The sequence below is a fragment of the Nocardioides sp. B129/18 genome (assembly GCF_055282735.1).
The window spans coordinates 20,863-40,022 of sequence record NZ_JBUZJI010000019.1; the positions used below are offsets into that span (position 1 = coordinate 20,863).

The following is a 19,160-nucleotide window of genomic DNA, read 5'->3' on the forward strand; positions in this document are numbered from 1 at the left end:
CGGGCCTCAGAACCTGCGGGACACGCCCCACGGGAGCAGCTTCCCCGGATGTCCGGGGAAACTGGCATGCCCCCGGGGCACCCACCCTCAGTACGACTTCGGCAGCCCCAGCGAGTGCATGGACACGAAGTTGAGGATCATCTCCCGGCTGACGGGGGCGATCCGGCCGACGCGGGTGGCGACGAGGAGCGAGGCCAGGCCGTACTCCTGGGACGCGCCGTTGCCGCCGTGGGTCTGGATGGCGCGGTCGACGGCGTCGCAGGCGGCCTCGGCGGCGGCGTACTTGGCCATGTTGGCGGCCTCGCCGGCGGCGAGCTCGTCGCCGGCGTCGAAGAGGGCGGCGGCCTTCTGGTTCATCAGGCGCGCCATCTCCAGCTCGATGTGGCTCTGCGCCAGCGGGTGGGCGATGGCCTGGTGGGCGCCGATGGGGGTCTTGAAGACCGCGCGCTCCTTGGCGTACGCCACCGCCTTGTCGAGGGCGTAGCGGCCCAGGCCGGTGTTGAACGCCGCGGCCATGATCCGCTCGGGATTGAGGCCGGCGAAGAGCTGGGCCAGGCCGCCGTCCTCGTCGCCGACGAGCGCGTCGGCGGGCAGCCGGACGTCGTCGATGAAGACCTGGAACTGCTTCTCGGGGCTGATCAGCTCCATCGGGATGGCGCGGGCCTCGAAGCCGGGGCTGTCGGTCGGGACGACGAACAGGCAGGGCTTGAGGCGACCGGTCTTCGCGTCCTCGGTGCGGGAGACGACGAGGACGTTCGAGGCCTCGTCGACCCCGGAGATCCAGATCTTGCGACCGTTGAGGATCCACCCGTCGCCGTCCTTGCGGGCGGTGGTGGTGATGTTGTGGGTGTTGGTGCCGGCGTCGGGCTCGGTGATGGCGAAGGCCATGGTGCCGGTGCCGTCGCAGATGCCGGGCAGCCACCGCTGCTTCTGCTCCTCGCTGCCGTAGCGGGCGATGATCGTGCCGCAGATCGCGGGGCTGACGACCATCAGCAGCAGGGGGCAGCCCTGCGCGGCGAGCTCCTCGCAGACCGCGGCGATGTCGCCGATGCCGCCGCCCCCGCCGCCGTACTGCTCGGGCACGTTGACGCCGAGGAAGCCGTGCTTGGCGATGTCGAGCCACAGGTCGGTGGTCTTGCCGCCGCTGCGGGCCTGACCGTCGAAGTAGTCGCGTCCGTACTTGGACGCGAGGGCCGCGACGGCCTTGCGGAGCTCCTGGCGCTCCTCGGACTCGGTGAAGCTGACGCTCATTCCTTCTCCTCCACGACGGCGAGCACCTCTCCGGCGGCGACCTGCGCGCCCGGCTCGACGTTGATCTCGGTGACGACGCCGTCGGTCGGCGCGCTCACGGTGTGCTGCATCTTCATGGCCTCCATGACCAGCACGGGCTGGCCTGCGGAGACCTCCTGGCCCGGGGCCACCGTCACGCTGACGACGGTTCCGGGCATGGGCGCCAGCAGCGAGCCACTGGCGAGCTGGTCGGCCGGGTCGACGAACCGCGGCACGCGGGTGAGGCGGGTGTGCCCGCCGGGACCGTCGACGTCGAGGGCGGCCCCGTGGACGGTCACCGCGTAGGTGCGGCGCACCCCGTCGACCTCCACGGTGACGGTCTCGGCACCGGCCTCGACGACGCTCACGCCCGCCGGCTCCTCGACGACGTAGCCGTCGCGGCCGCCGAACCAGGCCACCTCGGCCTCCTCGAAGACCGTGCGCTGCGCCTGGCTGACGACGTTGCGCCACGCCACGGGCAGGCGGGTCTGCACGCGGCGGGCGGCCACCGACCGCTCGGCCAGCGCGACGGCGGCGGCGACGGCGGCACCGGCGTCGGGCTCGCGCGCCGGCATCGCGGCGACGATGCCGGGCAGCCGGTCGGTGGAGACCTCGCCGGCCAGGAAGCCGGGGTCGCGCAGGGTCGTGACGAGGAGGTCGCGGTTGGTGACCAGGCCGTGCAGGCGGGCCCGCGAGAGCGCGCCGGCGAGCTTGCGGGCGGCCTGCTCACGGGTCGGGGCCCACGCGATCACCTTCGCGAGCATCGCGTCGTAGAACGTCGAGACGGTGCTGCCGGTGGCGAAGCCGGCGTCGACGCGCAGCCCCGGCTCCTCGGGGATCTCGAAGGCGGTGAGCAGCCCGCTCTGCGGCTGGTAGTCGGCGGCCGGGTCCTCGGCGTAGAGCCGCACCTCGATCGCGTGGCCGTGCACCGGCGGGGCGTCGAGGCCGGGCAGGCCCCGGCCCTCGGCCACCGCGATCTGCAGGGCGACGAGGTCGACGCCGTGCACGAGCTCGGTGACGGGGTGCTCCACCTGGAGGCGGGTGTTCATCTCCAGGAAGAAGAACCGCTCGGCGTCGCCGTCGTAGAGGAACTCCACGGTGCCGGCGCCGCGGTAGTCGATGGCCTCGGCGGCCCGCCGGGCGGCGTCGTGCAGGGCGCTGCGGACGGCCTCGGGCAGCCGCGGCGCGGGCGACTCCTCGACGACCTTCTGGTGGCGGCGCTGCAGGGAGCAGTCGCGCTCGCCGAGCACGAGGACGCCGCCGGCGCCGTCGCCGACGACCTGCACCTCCACGTGACGGCCGGTCTCGATGTAGGGCTCGACGAACACGGTGCCGTCGCCGAAGGCCGACGCCGCCTCCGCGCGGGCGGCCTCGATCTCGCCGTCGAGCGCGGCGAGCTCGCGCACCACGCGCATGCCGCGGCCACCGCCGCCGGCCGACGCCTTCACGAGCAGCGGCAGATCGGCGTCGGTGGGCTGCTCCGGCGCCTCGAGGACGGGCACGCCGGCGGCGCGCATGAGGTCCTTCGAGCCGATCTTGGAGCCCATCGAGACGATGGAGTCCGGCGTCGGCCCGACCCAGGTGAGTCCGGCGTCCTCGACGGCCCGCGCGAACTCGGCGTTCTCCGAGAGGAAGCCGTATCCCGGGTGGATCGCGTCGGCCCCGGCCCGGCGGGCGGCGTCGAGCACGAGGTCGACGCGCAGGTAGGTCTCGGCCGGGGCGTTGCCGGGCAGCCGGACCGCATGGTCGGCCTCGGCGACGTAGGGCAGGCCGGCGTCGGCGTCGGAGTGGATCGCGACGGTCTCGACGCCGAGCTCGCGGCAGGTGCGGAAGACGCGGCTGGCGATCTCGGCGCGGTTGGCGACGAGGAGGCGGGTGATCACGGCCTGAACACTCCGAATCGGTCGGTGCCCTCGATCGGGCGGGAGTCGATCACCGAGAGGCAGATGCCGAGCACGGTGCGGGTGTCGCGCGGGTCGATGACGCCGTCGTCGTAGAGCATCCCGGAGAGGAAGTGCGGCAGCGACTGCTCCTCGACCTGCGCCTCCACGAAGGCGCGCATGGCGGCGTCGCCCTCCTCGTCGTAGGCCTGGCCGCGACCCTCGGCGGCCGCGCGGGCCACGATCGAGAGGACGCCGGCCAGCTGCGCAGGGCCCATGACGGCCGACTTCGCCGAGGGCCAGGTGAAGAGGAACCGGGGGTCGTAGGCGCGGCCGTTCATGCCGTAGTTGCCGGCGCCGTAGGAGGCGCCCATGATCACCGTCAGGTGCGGCACGGTGGAGTTGGAGACCGCGTTGATCATCATCGCGCCGTGCTTGATGATGCCGCGCTGCTCGTAGTCCTTGCCGACCATGTAGCCGGTGGTGTTGTGCAGGAACAGCAGCGGCACGTCGATCTGGTTGGCCAGCTGGATGAACTGCGTGGCCTTCTGGGCCTCCTCGCTGAACAGCACGCCCTGGGCGTTGGCGAGGATGCCGATCGGCCGGCCGTGCAGCCGCGCCCAGCCGGTGACCAGCGAGGTGCCGTAGAGCGGCTTGAACTCGTCGAACGCCACCGGGTTCGAGGCGCTGACGCCGTCGCAGACCCGCGCGATGACCTCGCGGGGGTCGAAGGGCTCCTTGAGGTCGCTGGGGATGAGGTCGAGCAGGCCGTCGGGATCGGCGTCGGGCTCGGCGTAGCCGGTGGGCTCGTCGGCGGCCTTGCGCCAGTTGAGCCGGCCGACGATGCGGCGCCCGATGCGGATCGCGTCGTGCTCGTCCTCGGCGAGGTAGTCGGCCAGGCCGGAGGTGCGGGCGTGCATCTCGGCGCCGCCCAGCGACTCGTCGTCGGACTCCTCGCCGGTGGCCATCTTCACCAGCGGCGGCCCGCCGAGGAAGACCTTCGCCTGATTGCGCACCATGACGACGTAGTCGCTCATGCCGGGCACGTAGGCACCGCCGGCGGTGGAGTTGCCGAAGACCAGCGCGACGGTGGGCAGCTTGGCCGCCGACGAGCGCGTGAGGTCGCGGAACAGCTTCCCGCCGGGGATGAAGATCTCCTTCTGCGTGGGCAGGTCGGCGCCGCCGGACTCCACCAGCGAGACCGTCGGCAGCCCGTTCTCGGCGGCGATCTGCGCGGCGCGGAAGATCTTCTTCACCGTCCACGGGTTCGAGGCGCCGCCCTTCACCGAGGGGTCGTTGGCGGTGATCATGCACTCGACGCCCTCGATGACGCCGATGCCGGTGACCACGCTTGCCCCGACGGTGAAGTCCGAGCCCCAGCCGGCCAGCGGCGAGAGCTCGAGGAAGGCCGAGCCCTCGTCGATGAGCAGCTCGATGCGCTCGCGGGGCAGCAGCTTGCCGCGGGCGTGGTGCCGCGCGGTCTGCTTCTCCCCGCCGCCGGCGACGGCCTTGGCCTGCTCGGCATCGAGCGCGGCGAGGCGCTCGAGCATCGCCTCGCGGTGGGTCGCGGCTGCGGGCGCGGTGTCGGTCTCGACGCCGATGTCCGCGCTCATGCGGTGTACCCCAGCAGCTTGGCGGAGAGGTCGGCGAGCACCTCGGTGGCGCCGCCGCCGATCGGCAGGATCCGGGCGTCGCGGTAGTGCCGCTCGACCTCGGTGCCGTTCATGTAGCCCATGCCGCCGTGCAGCTGCACCGCGGCGTCGACGACGGCGGTGGCGGTGTTGCAGGCGGTCTCCTTGGCCAGGCAGGCCTCGGCGATGACGACGTCGCCGGCGTCGTGGCGGCGGGCGACCTCGTGGGTGTAGATGCGGGCGACCTCCACCTGGCGGTGCATCTCGACGAGCTTGTGGCGCACCACCTGGTTGGCGATGAGCGGCTTGCCGAACGTCTCGCGCTCGCGGCACCACTGGGCGGTGAGCGCCAGCGAGCGGGCGGCGATGCCGTAGGCGTGCACGGCCAGCGCGACGCGCTCGACGACGAACTGCGCGGCGATGGCGTAGAAGCCGCTGTTCTCGGCGCCGACGAGGTTCTCCGCCGGCAACCGGACGCCGGCGTAGCCGAGCTCGGCGGTGTCGGAGCAGTGCCAGCCCATCTTCTCCAGCTTGCGGTCGACGGTGAAGCCGGGCGTGCCCTTCTCGACGACGATCAGCGAGACGCCGCCGTGGCCGGGGCCGCCGGTGCGGACGGCGGTGGTCACGAAGTCGGCGCGGACGCCGGAGGTGATGTAGGTCTTCGCGCCGTCGACGACGTAGTGGTCTCCGTCGCGGCGGGCGGTGGTGCGGATGCCTGCGACGTCGGAGCCGCCGCCGGGCTCGGTGACGGCCAGCGAGCCGATCATCTCCCCGGCCAGGGTCGGGCGCACGAAGCGGTCGATGAGGGCGGCGTCGCCGCTGGCGACGATGTGCGGCAGCGCGATGCCGTGGGTGAACAGCCCGGCCATCAGGCCGCTGGAGGCGCCGGCCTCGTACATCGCCTCCTGCAGGACGACGGTGTCGAGGACGTTGCCGCCCTGGCCTCCGACCTCCTCGGGGAAGCCGACGCCGAGCAGGCCCTGCTTGGCCGCCGCGACGTGCAGCTCGCGCGGGATGAGGCGCTCGTCCTCCCACTGCTGCAGGTGCGGGACGACCTCGCGGCGGACGAACTCGCGTCCGAGCTCGCGCAGGTCCTCGTGGTGGTCGGTGCTGGTCGGGGCGGGGGCGGTCGGGGCAGTGGTCACAGCAGTCCCTCCTGGACATGGACGGTGCGCGAGCGCACCCATTCGCCCAGGCCCTTGGCCTGGGGGTCGAAGCGGGTCGAGGCGGCCACGCCCTGTCCGAGCAGGCCGTGGATGACGACGTTGGCGGCGCCGAGGTTGGGCAGCAGGTGCACCTCGACGTCGAGGTCCGCGGCCTCGGGGACGAGCTCGCGGACCTTGCGGGGGCTGAGCAGCTTGGCCAGCCAGGTGATGCGCTGCTCGCGCAGCGGCGAGCCGTCGTGGGCCACCCAGAGGCCGATGTTGGCGTCGCCGCCCTTGTCGCCGGAGCGGGCGTGCACGAACGTGCCGAGCGGGACGCGCCGGTTGAGGGTGTCGGCGGGCGCCGGGAACGGCGAGGGACGCAGCCCGGCGGCGTGGTCGGCCTCGGAGAACGCGGTGGGCTCGGGCACGACCTCGCGTCGGCCGTCGGCGTGCACCACCGCGTGCTCGACCATCGAGCGCTCCACGTAGACGGGCCGGTAGACGCCGTAGGGGGTGGGCTGCGCGGGCGGGCCGGTCATCGTGAAGCCGGGGTAGGACGCCAGGGCCAGCTCGACCAGCGGGCCGGTGAAGCCCTTGCCGACGGGGCCGGGCTCGGGATCCTGGACGGTGCAGCGCAGCAGCACCGAGGCGCCCTCCTCGGTGTCGGCGTCGACCGGCGGGCGGGTGGTGGCGCTCCACGCCACGGTGGCCGCGCGCAGCCGCGGGGAGAGCTGCTCGCGCACCCAGTCGGCCTTGGCCTCGACGTCGAGGCCGGTGAGCACGAGCTCGGCGCTGTTGCGCCACCCGCCGAGCTCGTTGACGCAGACCTTGAGGGTGCGCGGCGGCGCCTCGCCGACGACGTCGCTGATGCGGACGCGGTCGGGCCCCTCCTGCTCCAGGCGCACGGAGTCCAGGCGCGTGGTGACGTCGGGGTGGAGGTAGCGCGTCGACTGGATCTCGTAGACCAGCTGCGCGGTGACGGTGTCGACGGTGACCGCGCCGCCGGTGCCCTCGTGCTTGGTGATGACGCTCGAGCCGTCCTCGTGCAGCTCGGCGAGCGGGAAGCCCAGCGGGAGGCGGGGGTCCATGCCGGCGCGGATCAGCTCGCGGAAGCCGCTGAAGTTGCCGCCGGTGGCCTGGGCGCCGCACTCGAGCACGTGGCCGACGACGACGGCGCCGGCCAGGCGGTCGTGGTCCTCTGGAGCCCAGCCGAAGTACGCGACGGCCGGGCCGACGACGAGCGAGGCGTCCGCGGTGCGTCCGGTGACGACGACGTCGGCGCCGCCGCGCAGGGCCGCGGCGATGCCGAACCCGCCGAGGTAGGCGTTGACGGTGAGCGCGGCCGGGCCGAGGTCGAGCTCGGCGGCGCGCGGACGCAGGTCGTCGCCCTCGACGTGGGCCACCTGCGGGTCGAGCCCGAGGCCGCGGGCGACCTCGCGGATGCGCTCGGCGAGGCCCGCGGGGTTGAGGCCGCCGGCGTTGGAGACGATCCGCACGCCCTTCTCCAGCGCGGTGCCGAGGCAGTCCTCGAGCTGACGCAGGTGGGTGCGGGCGTACCCGGCGGCAGGGTCCTTCATGGTGTCCTTGCCGAGGATGAGCATCGTCAGCTCGGCCAGGTAGTCGCCGGTGAGGACGTCGAGCGGCCCGCCGTCGAGCATCTCGCGCATGGCGGTGATCCGGTCGCCGTAGAAGCCCGAGCAGTTGCCGATCCGCAGGGCGGGAGCATCAGGGCGGTTCATCGGGGGCTCCTCCCCTCGCCGGCGGGGCCGGCGAAGCACTGGGCGATGTCGAGCCAGCGGTCGGCGTCGGCACCGACGGCGACGAGGTCGGTGTCGTCGCGGTGCACGCGCTGGGTGGCCAGCAGGCACAGGTCCCAGGCCGAGCCGGTGACCCGCTGGGCGGCGTCCTCCGGGCCGTAGGCCCAGGTCTCGCCGGACGGCGCGGCGAGCTCGATGCGGAACGGCTCGGCGGGCGGGGTGAGCTCGTGCACGGTGAAGGCGAAGTCGCGGGTGCGCACGGCGATGTGGGCGACGTGGCGAATGCGGTCGTCGGCCTCGGCGCGGCTCTGCTCGGCGCTGACGCCCAGCGCCTCGGCGACGTCGAGGCTGTGCGCCCAGGTCTCCATGAGGCGCGCCGTGCCCATCGACACCGGCGACATCGGGGGCCCGAACCACGGCAGGCGGACGCCCTCGGGCACCGCGCGCAGCGCCTCGCCGAGGCTCGTGCGGGCGGCGTCCCAGCGGGCCAGGAGGGTCGTGGGCTCGAGGCGGCCGATCTCCAGCGCCGTGGCGTCGACGAAGCCGTCGGGGTCGGCGAAGGCGGCCAGGACGACCTCGTCCCAGGCCGCCTTGCCCTCGGGCGTGCCGGCGCGGGCGGCCAGCACGGCGACCTCGTCGGTCCACAGCAGGTGGGCCACCTGGGTCGCGACGTCCCAGCCGGCAGCCGGGGTGGGGGTGCGCCATCCGGCCTCGTCGAGGTCGGCGACGCGCGCGCGGAGGCGCTCGCCCACCGCGGCGAGGTCGAGGAGCAGGGGCTCGAGCAGGTCGCTCACGCGGAGGCCTCCGGGGTCGTGGCGGGACGCACCAGCGCGGCGTCGAGGGTGCGCGCCCACTGGTCGAGGATGCGACGTCGACGGCGGCCGTCGTCGGAGATGGTGTTGGCCAGGCCCAGGCCGCGCACGAGGTCGAGGGTGGCCTGGATGAGCTCGCGCTGGCCGGGAGCGGTCTCGTCGACGCCGAGCAGCTCGACGGTGAGCCGGTGCACCTCGCGGCCGACGCGCTGCTCCAGCGGGCCGACCGCCGCGAGCAGCTCGGCGTCGGTGCGGGCGGCGACCCACAGCTCGAGGGCGGCGGTGAAGACCGGCGAGGTGAAGTGGTCGCCGAGCATCTCGAGCACGGCGCGGGTGCGCTGGGTGCCGGCGGGCAGCCGAGCGGCGGCGTCGGCCAGCGCGTCGCCGCGCACCCGGGTGAGGTGCTCGACGGCGGCGACGACGAGGTCGGCCTTGGTCGGGAAGTGATGCAGCTGGGCGCCGCGGCTCACGCCGGCGCGCTCGGAGACCAGCGTGGTGGAGGTGCCGGCGTAGCCCCGCTCGATGAGCACCTCGACGCAGGCCTCGAGCAGCCGGGCCCGCATGACGCGGGTGCGCTCCTCCTGCGGGACGCGCGTGGTGGTCGACACGCGCTCAGCATGGAGCGGCAACTAACAAACAGTCAAGCCTGACTTTTAATGCGTGGGACAGGTCCGGAACGCGACGGTGCCCGGACCCTCGAGGAGGATCCGGGCACCGTCGGTGCTGCGGGTGAGGCTGCTGATCAGCCGGGGATCAGCCGGGGATCAGCCGGCGGGCGGGACGTCGACCGTCAGGACGGTCGGCGCCAGCGCGCCCTCGTAGTCCACCAGGCCCAGGTAGCGGGCGCCGGCGTCGAGGCCGGACCAGCCGAGGGTGAAGGTGGCCGGGGTGCCGGTGGTGACCGGAACCGGGTTGGGCGTCGCGGTGAACGAGCCCAGCGTGGTGCTGCCGTCGACGACGTAGGTGTCCAGGCGGTAGGGGATCGGGGATCCCGAGGCGCCCGGGGTGTACCCGTTGACGTCGACGATGTATGCACCGGCGTCCGGGGCCTCGAGGTCGACGCGCTCGTCACCCGACGCCGTGGCCGACTTGCCGGCCTCGGCGGTGATGGTCGCCGGGTCGCAGCTCTGCGCGGCGTAGACCGTGAGGTCCAGGTCGGCGTCGGCGTCGGTGGCGTCGAGGTCGAAGCGCGCGAGCTTCGCGCCGTCGCCCACCGTCACGCAGGTGAGGTTGTCCTCGCCCGCGCCCACCGCGTCCTGCACGGTGTCGGCCTTCGCGAGGCCGGACAGCGTGAGGTCGAGGTCGCCGGTGATGCCCGGGTTGACCGTGACGTCCTTGGTGCCCTCGGCGCCGGTGCCCGACACGTTCGTCGGGGCGTCGACCGCCACCGGACGCAGGGCCACGGGCAGCTTCAGGCTGGTGGGACCGGTGAGGGTCACGTAGCCCTTGGCGTAGGTGGCCAGCTTCGCGGTGGTGCGGGTGAAGGTGAACCTCACCGTGATGAGGTCGCCCTTGCGCTTGGAGACGATCGTGGACGGCGAGGTCTTGAGCGTGAAGCCCTTGACCGTGCTGGCGATCTTCCAGGTGCCCGTCTTTTGCGCGAAGATGGTGCGCGTGAAGGTGATCGGGCCGGCGCCGGAGCCCTCGGCCAGGGCCGGGGTGTTGATCTCGTTGGCGCCGATCGGCTTGACGCCGGTGTTGTAGCCCTGGTCGGCCAGGAAGCCCTTCCACTCCTGCGGACGGGAGGTGATGAACAGGCCGGGGTCGAACATCGCGGCCGGGTCGACCTCGCCCGCGCCCTGTGCGAACACGTCCGAGCTCGGGTAGCCGCCCGGGGTGCGGGTCGGCGTCGCCGTGGTCATCATGGCCGACTTGATCGTCATCGGGCCCCAGGTGGGGTGCTTGCCGATGAGGAAGGCGGCCAGGCCCGCGATGTGCGGGGCGGCCATGGAGGTGCCGGAGTAGAAGTCGTAGGCACGACCGCCGTTGGACGGCGGGGCCACGGCCGCGAGCACGCTCACGCCCGGCGCCGCGATGTCGGGCTTGAGGACGTCGCCGCCGGCGACGTCGGTCGGACCGCGCGAGGAGAAGCCCGCGACCTGGGGGATCGGGGTCTTGCTCACGAGGTTGCCCAGCACGAAGGAGGCCTTCGCGTTCGCACCGGCCGAGGCGAGGTAGGCGGTGACCTTCTTGCCGTCGACGTCGTCGAGGTGGACCGTCGGGATGACGTGGGCGTCAGAGTCGAGGCTGCTCGGGACGGCGTTGATGAGCACCATCGCGATGCCGCCGGCCCGCTTGACCTCGGCGGACTTCTCGGTGCGGGCGTTCACGCCACGCGTGCAGACGACGATCTTGCCGGCGACCTTGGCCGGGTCGAGGGTGTCGGTCTTGCACAGGTTGGCGTCGGCGTCGGCCGCGGAGGCGAGCTTCACCGAGGTGGAGGAGACCAGCGTGGTCTTCGGGACGGCCCGCGAGGCCAGCGAGGCGCCGGCCAGCTTGGTGCCGTCGCCCAGGACGACGGTGTTCTCGGCGTTGTAGGACGTCGACGCGGCGACCGTGGTGAGCCACGGACCGGCGTGGTCGAGGGTCGTGGCGCCCGGGCCGGAGTTGCCGGCGCTGGCCGCGACGAAGATGCCCGCCTCGGCGGCCGCCTCGAACGCGATGTCGTCGGGGCCGAGCTCGGAGGACGCGCCGCCGCCGATGGAGAAGTTGATGACGTCGGCGTTGTCCTGGATGACGTCGTCGATGGCGGCGAGGATGTCGCTGGTGGTGCAGCCGTCGTCGTCGGGGTTCTTCGCGCTCCAGCAGACCTTGTAGACCGCGATCTTCGCGCCCGGGGCCATGCCGGCGAGGTTCTTGTAGGTGGTGTCGACGACCTTGGTGCTGACGCCGGTGTTGCCGGCCGCGGTGCTCGCGGTGTGCGAGCCGTGGCCGCCGCCGTCACGCGCGGAGAGGTACTCGTAGTCGGCCAGGCCCTCGGGGCCCTTGACGTTCTTGAGGAAGCCCTCGCTGTAGACGCGGGCGCCGATCACCTTGGTGTTGCAGGTGGTGGAGGGGAACTCCGGGCCGGCCTCGCAGCGGCCGGTGAACAGGCCGCCGTCCTTCTTCTCCATGCGGGTGGCGTCGCCCTCCTGGGAGATGTCCCAGGGACCCTGCGGGGTCGAGGTGAGCTTCGTGCCCTTGAAGGAGGGCGCCTCGGGCCAGATGCCGGTGTCGATGTCGGCGATGACGACGCCGTCGCCGGCCTTCGCGGCTCCGCCGTTCTTCAGCCACAGGCCCTTGGAGCCGGTGAGGCCGAAGTAGTCGGGCGTGGTCTGGTAGGCGTCCGGCTTCTGCAGGGCGTCCTTGGAGACCATCAGGACGCGCTTGTCCTGCGAGAGCGCGATGGCCTGCTTCTTCGACAGGTCGGCGCTGAAGCCGTTGACCGCCACGGTGTAGCGGTCGTCGACCGAGACGCCGTAGTCCTTGGCGACGTCGGACTGCTGGGTCCTCAGCAGCGAGGTGTAGCGCGCGGTGCTCGAGGCCTTGGCGCGGAAGTCCGTGCCGGTGACCGACGGGGACGTCGCGGCGATGCCGTCGGTGCCGCCCTTGTAGGTGGCGGCGCTGGCCTGCTTGAGCAGGACGACGTAGTGGCCCGCGGTCAGCGAGCTCGGTGCTGCGGACGCTGCCTTCTCCGACGCCGGCGCGCCGGGTGAGGCGACTGCCGCCGAGATGCCTGCCAGGCCCAGGGCCAAGGCAGACGAGAGGGCGAGTCCGACGGTCGCGATCTGCGGCCGCCGTCCCCGGATGAGGTACGACAACGTGGGCTCCCTCCACGTGAGATGCGCCGTGTCCCCGAGTGAGTCACGGCCGACAAGGGTTCATCCGAAACCCCCGGGACCTGCCGCGTCAAGCATCTGGCCCTCATGAAATGCACAGGAAATCCTTCGGTGACCTGGGCCGACGGCCGGTGACCGGCCGTCGACGGGCGTCCTCGATGCCCCGGGGCGCACGTCGGCCGCTCAGGTGCGGCGGCCCAGCGGCAGGCGCGAGCGCGTGAGGGCGGCCGCGGCAGCGGCGGTGAGCACCGGCAGCCCCAGGACGACGATCGCGAGCAGGCCCCAGGGGATGTCGAGGTAGTGCGTGGCGCTCTGACCGTCGCCGAGGCCGAGGTCGCGGGTGAGCGGGTAGGTGACCGCGATGCCGGGCACGAGCCCCACGAGGAGGCCGAGGATCGCCCCGAGTCCGGCCAGCAGCAGCGCGTAGGCGCCGGCGACCAGGCGGCGCAGCCGTGGGGTGGCGCCGACGGCGCCGAGGGTGGCGAGGTCGGCCCCGGCGTCGGCCAGGGCGAGCAGCGTGGCGGTCAGGGTGCCGCCGAGCATCAGCACCGCGCCGAGGACGACGAGCACGAGGCGCACGCGCGCCACCTCGGGCGGCGTCTGGTAGCCGCGCTCGACGTAGACCGTGGCCGCGGTGTCGACGGCCGCCGCGGCACCCGTGATGCGGTCCTGGGCCGCGCGCGAGGGCATCGCGCCGCCGGCGTCGCGCCAGGTCAGCGCGGTGACGCCCGTGCGCACGCCCGCCTTCTCCAGCAGGCCGGGCGGCGCGAGCGCCACCGCACGCAGGGTGCCCTCGCCGGCGACCTCGACCCCCGTCGCCGGGATCAGGACGGTGCGCGCGCGGCCGCGCGGCTCGTAGGTGACCGCGTCGAGCGTGGTGAGGGTCAGCGACACGGCGCGCGGCCGGAACGGACGCTGCACGAGCACGGCCATCCGGCCGCGGGAGAGGGCGGCGTCGACGCCCGCGCGCTCGGCGTCGGTGAGCCGCAGGTCGGTGGGCGCCTGCTCGACCACGCGCACCGGGGTCTCCCCGAGATCGGTGGCGTACGGCGCGACCTCGAGGTTGCCGTCGAGGTCGACCTGGAGCGTGGTGTCCGGCGCGGCCGAGGGCGAGATGCCGCGCACGGCGGCGATGCGGGCGCCGGGCTGGGCGGCGGCGACGGCCTCGCGCAGCCGGCCCCACTGGGCGTCGTCGAGCGCCGTGGCCGAGCCGATCCGGCCCTCGCCGAGCGGCAGCGTCTCGGCGTAGATCGCGCGGCTCTGCTCCTCGTCGCTGGTGGCGCCGATGCCGAGCGCGGTGACGCCGGCGACGGTGGCGGCCACCGCGGCGACGGCGGACGCGGTGCGCACCCGGTGGCGGGCGGCGTCGCGGGCGGCGTAGCGCAGCGGGAGCGGCAGGCGGGCGGCCAGCCGCGAGGTGGCCACGACGAGCACCGGCACGAGCAGCACCATCCCGAGGACCATGAGGATCGCCGAGCCCGCGATGGGCAGCTCGCCGCCGGCGCCGCGGGCGCCGAGCACCGCGCCGCCGACGCCCAGGCCGATGAGGACCAGGCCGGCGACGGGGCTGCGTCGCGAGGGAGTGGCGTCGGCGGGGCGTCCGGCGAGCACGGCGACGACGTCCTGCCGCGAGGCCAGCAGCGCCGGGACCGCAGCCGCGAGCAGTGCGCTGAGCAGCCCGAGGACCGCGACGACGACCACCTGCAGCACCGGCACCTGGAAGGGTCCCAGCCAGCTCGACGAGCGCTCCTGCAGCGGTCCGGTGAGCAGCCGGGCCGCGACGATGCCGAGCCCGGTGCCGAGCACCGAGGCCAGGGTGCCGAGGACGACCGCGGTGGCGAGGACGACCCGGCGCGACTGCGCCGGCGTGCCGCCCGCGGTGGCCACGAGCGCGAGGTCGCGGGCCTGGCGTCGGGCGCCGACCGCGAACGCCGGGCCGGCCAGCAGGACGACCTGGATGAGGATCATCGTCGCCAGCAGCGCCACCACCGTGAGCAGCGTGGTGTCGATGCGGTCCTGGATCGCGCGCACCTGCGGCGGCAGCGGCGGCGGATGCCGCACGACCTCGCGGGAGACCACCAGGCCGCCTGCGGCGTTGAGCGCGCGCACCTGGGTCCAGGTGACCTCGGGACCGTCGACCAGCCAGGCCCGCGAGCCCACCGGCTCGGCGACGGTGCTCGCCAGGCCGGCGGCCATCGTCAGGTCGCGCGCGCTGGCGTCGTCGGCGATGCCCACGACCGGCATCCGCGCGCAGGGCTGGCGATCGCCGCTGAGGACGAGGTCGTCGCCGAGGCCGAGCCCGGTGTCGGCGGCCAGGCGCGGGGTCACGGTGACCTCGCAGCGCGCCGCCGGCAGCCGTCCCTGCTCCAAGCGCACCAGGCCGCGGGCCGCCGGGGTGTCGAAGGGCGCGCCGAGCAGCTGGACGGCGACCGCGCCGTGGTCGGTGCGCGCGGCGCCGAGCCCGCGTCGCAGCTCCTGGACGCGAGCGCCGGGCACCACCCGACGGATCATCGCGGCGTCGACGGTGCGGTCGGCGGGCAGCTCGTCGCCGTAGGACACCGACGCGTCGTCGGGGTCGGGGGCCTGGATCTGCGGCCCCGCGGGGAGGCTCACCGACACCAGCGCCTGCGCCTCGCCGATGCGCCGGTCGAGCCCCTCGCTGGAGGAGACGTCCTGGGTGCGCAGCAGCGTCACCGCGCACACGATCGCGGTGACCGGCAGCGCGATCATCACCAGGACGAGGGCCGAGCGCGCCCGCGCGCGGGCGGCGTCGCGTCGGGCGACGCGGAGCGCGAGGAGCCAGCCCGACCGCCAGGCGGCCAGGCGTCCGGGGGCGCCCACGTCAGAGGCCGTCCGCGAGCAGCAGGGAGGCGTCGGGGCGGGAGCCGGACTCGTCGACCACGACGCCGTCGCGCAGGAAGACCACGCGGTCGGCCCAGGCGGCGTGCCGGGCCTCGTGGGTGACCAGGACGCCCGCGGCGCCGGCGTCGCAGCGCTCGCGCAGCAGCCGCAGGATGTCCTCGCCGGTCTGGCTGTCGAGGGCGCCGGTGGGCTCGTCGGCCAGGATCAGCCGGCGCTCGCCGACCACCGCGCGGGCGATCGCCACGCGCTGCTGCTGACCGCCGGACATGTGGTCGGGGAAGCGATCGGCGAGGTGCTCGATGCCGACCTCGGCGAGCGCCTCCCGGGCCAGCCTGCGGGCCGCGCCGGTGCGGTGTCCGGCCAGCTCGAGGGGCAGCGCGACGTTCTCCGCGGCGGTGAGCGCGGGGATGAGGTTGAAGTCCTGGAAGACGTAGCCCAGGCTCGTGCGGCGCAGGCGGGCGCGGGCGTCGGCGCCCATCGCGGTGAGGTCCTGGCCCTCGACGAGCACCTGGCCCGAGCTCGGCTGGTCGAGCCCGCCGGCCAGCGTCAGCAGCGTCGACTTGCCCGAGCCCGAGGGGCCCATGACGGCGACGAGCTCGCCGGCCTCGGCGTGGAAGGAGACCTCGCGCAGCGCCTGGACGGCCGTCTCGCCGCTGCCGTGCACCCGGACGACGTCGCGCAGCTCGAGGACGGCCGCGCTCACGCCGCGCCCTGCGTCGGTGCCTGGGTGGGCTCCGGAGTCGGCGCCTCGGCCTCGCGTCGCCGACTCAGGCGCACGGTGATGCGGTCGGCGATGACGAAGCCCGCCAGCACCACCACCCAGCCGAGCAGGGCGTCGATGACCCAGTGGTTGCCGGTGCCGACGATGACGACCGCGGTGACCAGCGCGTGCAGCCAGCCCAGCCAGCGCGAGACCCGGTGGCGGGCGTGGCGCTGGACGACGATCGCGACCCACAGCGCCCAGCCGGCGTGCAGCGACGGGAACGCCGCGAGCTGGTTGGTGAGCTGGCCCAGGCCGCGGGGCGCCGAGGCGTCCGCACCCCACCAGCCGTCGGCGGAGTGCAGCTGCAGGACGTCGGTGTAGCCGCCGAGGAACCGCGGCGGCGCGGTGGGCAGCGTCAGGTAGAACGCGAGGCCGATGAGGGTGGCGGTGACCAGCGCGCGGCGCGCCGGGAGGTAGGCCTCGGGGCCGCGACGGAACAGCCAGACCAGGACGCCCGCGGTGACGACGTAGTGGGCGGTGGCATACCAGTAGCTGCCGAGGAGGCCGAGCACCTGCACCTCGACGAAGACCTGGTTGAGGGTGAGCTCCCAGTGCAGTCCGAGCAGGCGCTCGACGTGCACGAGGTCGAGGGCGCGCTGCAGGGCCGGGGCGATCGCGTCGGAGGCGATCATGCGCGAGGCGCTGTAGGCGACGTAGAGCACCGCGATGAGCGAAACCTCGCGGGCCACGCGCAGGAGGCGCTCGCGCATCGTCGGGCGCGGGCGGACGGCCGTCTCGGCCACCGGGGCGCTCATCGGACGACTCGCAGGGAGGCGGGCGCGTCGGTGCCGGGGCCGGTGCCGGCGTCGCGGCGGGTCGCTCCGGGCTGCGAGGCCCGCTCGAGGGCGGCGCGGCGGATGCGGGTCTCACAGTGGTCGAGCCAGCGCACCTCGGCCTCGGCGTCGAAGACCAGGGAGTCGAGGACGAGGCTCCAGGCGAGGTCCTCGGGGCCGCGGGGTCGGGCCGCGCGGTCCTCGCGCTTGAGACGCGTGTAGTCCTGCAGCGCGCGGATCGTGGCGGCCCGCTGCTGCTGGATGACCGCGCCGACGTCGATGCCCGGGACGGTGACCGCCAGGGCCAGCTTGATGGCGAGCTCGTCGCGCGGGGGCTGGGTGCGGGCCACCGGGGTGGCGAACCAGCCGGCGACCTCCTCGCGTCCGGCGGAGGTGACCTGGTAGCGCACGTGGCCCTCGTCGTCGGCGCCGTCGGAGCTGACGAGGCCGTCGCGCTCGAGGCGGGCGAGGGTCGTGTAGACCTGGCCGACGTTGAGCGGCCAGGTGGAGCCGGTGCGCTGCTCGAACTCCGTGCGCAGCTGATAGCCGTACATCGGACCGGTCTCGAGCAGCGCGAGGAGCGCCTGCTTGACGGACATGACGTGACCTCGGGGCGGTGTGGGGCGGGTGGGGAGTGGTGCGGGGGTGCTGGGGGCGGCGGGCCGTTCTCAGGGGATACCCAGGATGCATACGGAGTATGCCTGATGTGTGCATACGCAGTATGCATCAATCGGGTGAGGGCCGTCCCGACGGGCGTCCGCGGGGTGTCGCGGCGTGTCGGGGAGACGTTCGGAGCCGTCGCGTCGGCGGATGGACGCCCCCGTCCGCGCCCTCCTGCGGCCGTAGGCTGCCGCGCGTGTCCCTCACCCGCCGCACCGTCCTGATCACCGGCGCCTCCTCGGGGCTCGGCGCCGAGATGGCCCGCCAGCTCGCCGACCGCGGCCACGACCTGGCCCTGTGCGCCCGCCGCACCGAGCGGCTCGAGGAGCTGAGCGAGGAGATCCGCGCCCGCCCCGGCGTCCGCGCCGACCTCCGCATCGCCGTCCGGCCCCTCGACGTCACCGACGACGACGCCGTCTTCGCGACCTTCCGCTCCTTCCGCGAGGAGCTCGGCAGCCTCGACCGCGTCATCGTCAACGCCGGCCTCGGCAAGGGCGCGCCCCTGGGCACCGGCCGCTTCGACGCCAACCGCGAGACCGCGATGACCAACTTCGTCGCCGCCCTCGCCCAGACCGAGGCCGCGATGGAGGCCTTCCGCGAGCAGCGCGCCGGCCACCTCGTCATGGTGTCGTCGATGTCGGCCATGCGCGGCCTGCCCAAGACCCTCACCACCTACGCCGCCACCAAGGCCGGCGTCGCCCACCTCGCCGAGGGGCTGCGCACCGAGCTGCACGGCACCGAGCTCGGCCGCACCGTCAAGGTCACCGTGCTCTACCCCGGCTACATCGCCTCGGAGATGAACGACCAGGTCGCGCAGTCGACGCCGCTGATGGCCTCCACCGAGAAGGGCGTCCGCTCGATGGTGGCCGCCATCGAGAAGGAGGTCGCCGACGCCTGCGTCCCCGCCCTCCCGTGGGCGCCGCTCTCGGTCGTCATGAGGCACGCCCCGCTGCCGGTGCTGAAGCGGTTGATCTGAGGGCGGGTGTCGGGTGCGGAGCGCCAGGAAGTTTCATCGGTTGACCGATGAAACTTGCGCCTGCACGGTGAAGTTTCATCGTCCAACCGCCAGTTTCATCGGCTAGCCGATGAAACTGGCCGACCTCACCGGTACGTCAGCGCCCCCGCATCCAGGTGCTCGTGCTCGTTGAACGTCAGCAGCCGCGGGCCGGAGGAGCCGACGACGACGCCGCTGACGCCGGTGTTGACGCAGACGGCGTTGAGCCGCTGCCAGGCGCCGGCGAGGACGTCGTCGCGGACGGGCGGGGCGGTGAGGTCGACGTCGAGGATCAGCGCCGCCGCGAGGGCGGCGATCACGCCGCCGGAGGTGACGGCCAGGACGGTGCGACCCGGGCCGGCCTCGTCGGCCAGTGCGAGCAGACCGGCCTGCACGCGGGTGCGGAAGGCGAGGTAGGACTCGCCCGCGCCGGCGTCGACGCCGGCGGCCCAGCGGGTGGTGGCCTCCTCGAAGAGCACCTGGAACGAGCGACGGTCGTGGTCGGCGCCACGGGCGGCGAACTCCGGGTGCGCGGCGACGACCGAGACGTGGTCGAACTCGTCGAGGCGGGCGTCCTCGCGCGGCGGCGTGGTCCAGCCGGCGCCCTCGCAGACGGCCTCGAGGGTCTCGCGGTGGCGGCGCATCGCGCCCCGGGCCAGCGACGTCGGCGTCAGGCCGGCGGCGGCGAGGTGGCGGCCGAGCATCCGGCCCTGCTCCCAGCCCACCGGCGAGAGGACGTCGTAGTCGTCGGCGCCGAAGGACGCCTGGCCGTGGCGGACCAGCAGCACCCGCCCCA

Annotated in this window: 14 protein-coding genes; 1 reads left to right on the forward strand and 13 read right to left on the reverse strand. The window is 74.0% G+C overall.

The window, feature by feature from the left end:
- Nucleotides 1-87: 87 nt before the first annotated feature.
- The 12 genes from ACZDWJ_RS13715 to ACZDWJ_RS13770 form a co-directional block, all read right to left on the reverse strand.
- Nucleotides 88-1,251, reverse strand: coding sequence for an acyl-CoA dehydrogenase family protein (locus ACZDWJ_RS13715; protein WP_463521577.1), 1,164 nt, complete (start codon nucleotides 1,249-1,251; stop codon nucleotides 88-90).
- On the reverse strand, nucleotides 1,248-3,152 hold the full coding sequence (locus tag ACZDWJ_RS13720) for an acetyl/propionyl/methylcrotonyl-CoA carboxylase subunit alpha (RefSeq protein WP_463521579.1): 1,905 nt from the start codon (nucleotides 3,150-3,152) through the stop codon (nucleotides 1,248-1,250). The genes ACZDWJ_RS13715 and ACZDWJ_RS13720 overlap by 4 nt, the downstream gene beginning before the upstream one ends.
- Complete coding sequence (locus ACZDWJ_RS13725) at nucleotides 3,149-4,762, reverse strand: acyl-CoA carboxylase subunit beta (RefSeq protein ID WP_463521581.1); 1,614 nt, start codon at nucleotides 4,760-4,762, stop codon at nucleotides 3,149-3,151. The genes ACZDWJ_RS13720 and ACZDWJ_RS13725 overlap by 4 nt, the downstream gene beginning before the upstream one ends.
- Entirely contained in the window at nucleotides 4,759-5,925 is a 1,167-nt protein-coding gene (locus tag ACZDWJ_RS13730) for an acyl-CoA dehydrogenase family protein (protein WP_463521583.1), read from the reverse strand. Before ACZDWJ_RS13730 ends, ACZDWJ_RS13725 begins: the two co-directional genes overlap by 4 nt.
- Entirely contained in the window at nucleotides 5,922-7,664 is a 1,743-nt protein-coding gene (locus tag ACZDWJ_RS13735) for an acyclic terpene utilization AtuA family protein (RefSeq protein WP_463521585.1), read from the reverse strand. The genes ACZDWJ_RS13730 and ACZDWJ_RS13735 overlap by 4 nt, the downstream gene beginning before the upstream one ends.
- Nucleotides 7,661-8,476, reverse strand: coding sequence for a TIGR03084 family metal-binding protein (locus ACZDWJ_RS13740; RefSeq protein ID WP_463521587.1), 816 nt, complete (start codon nucleotides 8,474-8,476; stop codon nucleotides 7,661-7,663). The genes ACZDWJ_RS13735 and ACZDWJ_RS13740 overlap by 4 nt, the downstream gene beginning before the upstream one ends.
- A complete protein-coding gene (locus tag ACZDWJ_RS13745) occupies nucleotides 8,473-9,102 on the reverse strand; it encodes a TetR/AcrR family transcriptional regulator (RefSeq protein ID WP_463521589.1) in 630 nt (209 codons plus the stop codon). Before ACZDWJ_RS13745 ends, ACZDWJ_RS13740 begins: the two co-directional genes overlap by 4 nt.
- A gap of 156 nt (nucleotides 9,103-9,258) precedes the next feature.
- Complete coding sequence (locus ACZDWJ_RS13750; protein ID WP_463521591.1) at nucleotides 9,259-12,228, reverse strand: S8 family serine peptidase; 2,970 nt, start codon at nucleotides 12,226-12,228, stop codon at nucleotides 9,259-9,261.
- Nucleotides 12,229-12,495: 267 nt separating this feature from the next.
- Nucleotides 12,496-15,153, reverse strand: coding sequence for an FtsX-like permease family protein (locus ACZDWJ_RS13755; protein ID WP_463521593.1), 2,658 nt, complete (start codon nucleotides 15,151-15,153; stop codon nucleotides 12,496-12,498).
- A gap of 1 nt (nucleotide 15,154) precedes the next feature.
- Nucleotides 15,155-15,877 (reverse strand): ABC transporter ATP-binding protein, encoded by a 723-nt coding sequence (locus tag ACZDWJ_RS13760; protein ID WP_463521595.1) that lies wholly within the window; start codon nucleotides 15,875-15,877, stop codon nucleotides 15,155-15,157.
- Entirely contained in the window at nucleotides 15,874-16,692 is an 819-nt protein-coding gene (locus ACZDWJ_RS13765) for a phosphatase PAP2 family protein (protein WP_463521597.1), read from the reverse strand. The genes ACZDWJ_RS13760 and ACZDWJ_RS13765 overlap by 4 nt, the downstream gene beginning before the upstream one ends.
- Nucleotides 16,689-17,309: a PadR family transcriptional regulator gene (locus ACZDWJ_RS13770; protein WP_463521599.1), complete on the reverse strand. Its 621-nt coding sequence runs from the start codon at nucleotides 17,307-17,309 to the stop codon at nucleotides 16,689-16,691. Before ACZDWJ_RS13770 ends, ACZDWJ_RS13765 begins: the two co-directional genes overlap by 4 nt.
- A 257-nt stretch (nucleotides 17,310-17,566) precedes the next feature.
- Between ACZDWJ_RS13770 and ACZDWJ_RS13775 the strand changes: the two genes are divergently transcribed.
- Nucleotides 17,567-18,346 carry an SDR family oxidoreductase gene (locus ACZDWJ_RS13775; RefSeq protein WP_463521601.1) on the forward strand — a complete coding sequence of 260 codons (780 nt, stop codon included), beginning with the start codon at nucleotides 17,567-17,569 and terminating at the stop codon, nucleotides 18,344-18,346.
- Nucleotides 18,347-18,471: 125 nt separating this feature from the next.
- Here the strand turns inward: ACZDWJ_RS13775 and ACZDWJ_RS13780 are convergent, their stop codons facing one another.
- Nucleotides 18,472-19,152: a histidine phosphatase family protein gene (locus ACZDWJ_RS13780; RefSeq protein ID WP_463521603.1), complete on the reverse strand. Its 681-nt coding sequence runs from the start codon at nucleotides 19,150-19,152 to the stop codon at nucleotides 18,472-18,474.
- Nucleotides 19,153-19,160: the final 8 nt, after the last annotated feature.

Coding starts and splice junctions, on each gene's coding strand:
- ACZDWJ_RS13770 (WP_463521599.1), bottom strand. CDS start 17,309: ATGTCCGTCAAGCAGGCGCTCCTCGCGCTGCTCGAGACCGGTCCGATG.
- ACZDWJ_RS13735 (WP_463521585.1), bottom strand. CDS start 7,664: ATGAACCGCCCTGATGCTCCCGCCCTGCGGATCGGCAACTGCTCGGGC.
- ACZDWJ_RS13725 (WP_463521581.1), bottom strand. CDS start 4,762: ATGAGCGCGGACATCGGCGTCGAGACCGACACCGCGCCCGCAGCCGCG.
- ACZDWJ_RS13765 (WP_463521597.1), bottom strand. CDS start 16,692: ATGAGCGCCCCGGTGGCCGAGACGGCCGTCCGCCCGCGCCCGACGATG.
- ACZDWJ_RS13715 (WP_463521577.1), bottom strand. CDS start 1,251: ATGAGCGTCAGCTTCACCGAGTCCGAGGAGCGCCAGGAGCTCCGCAAG.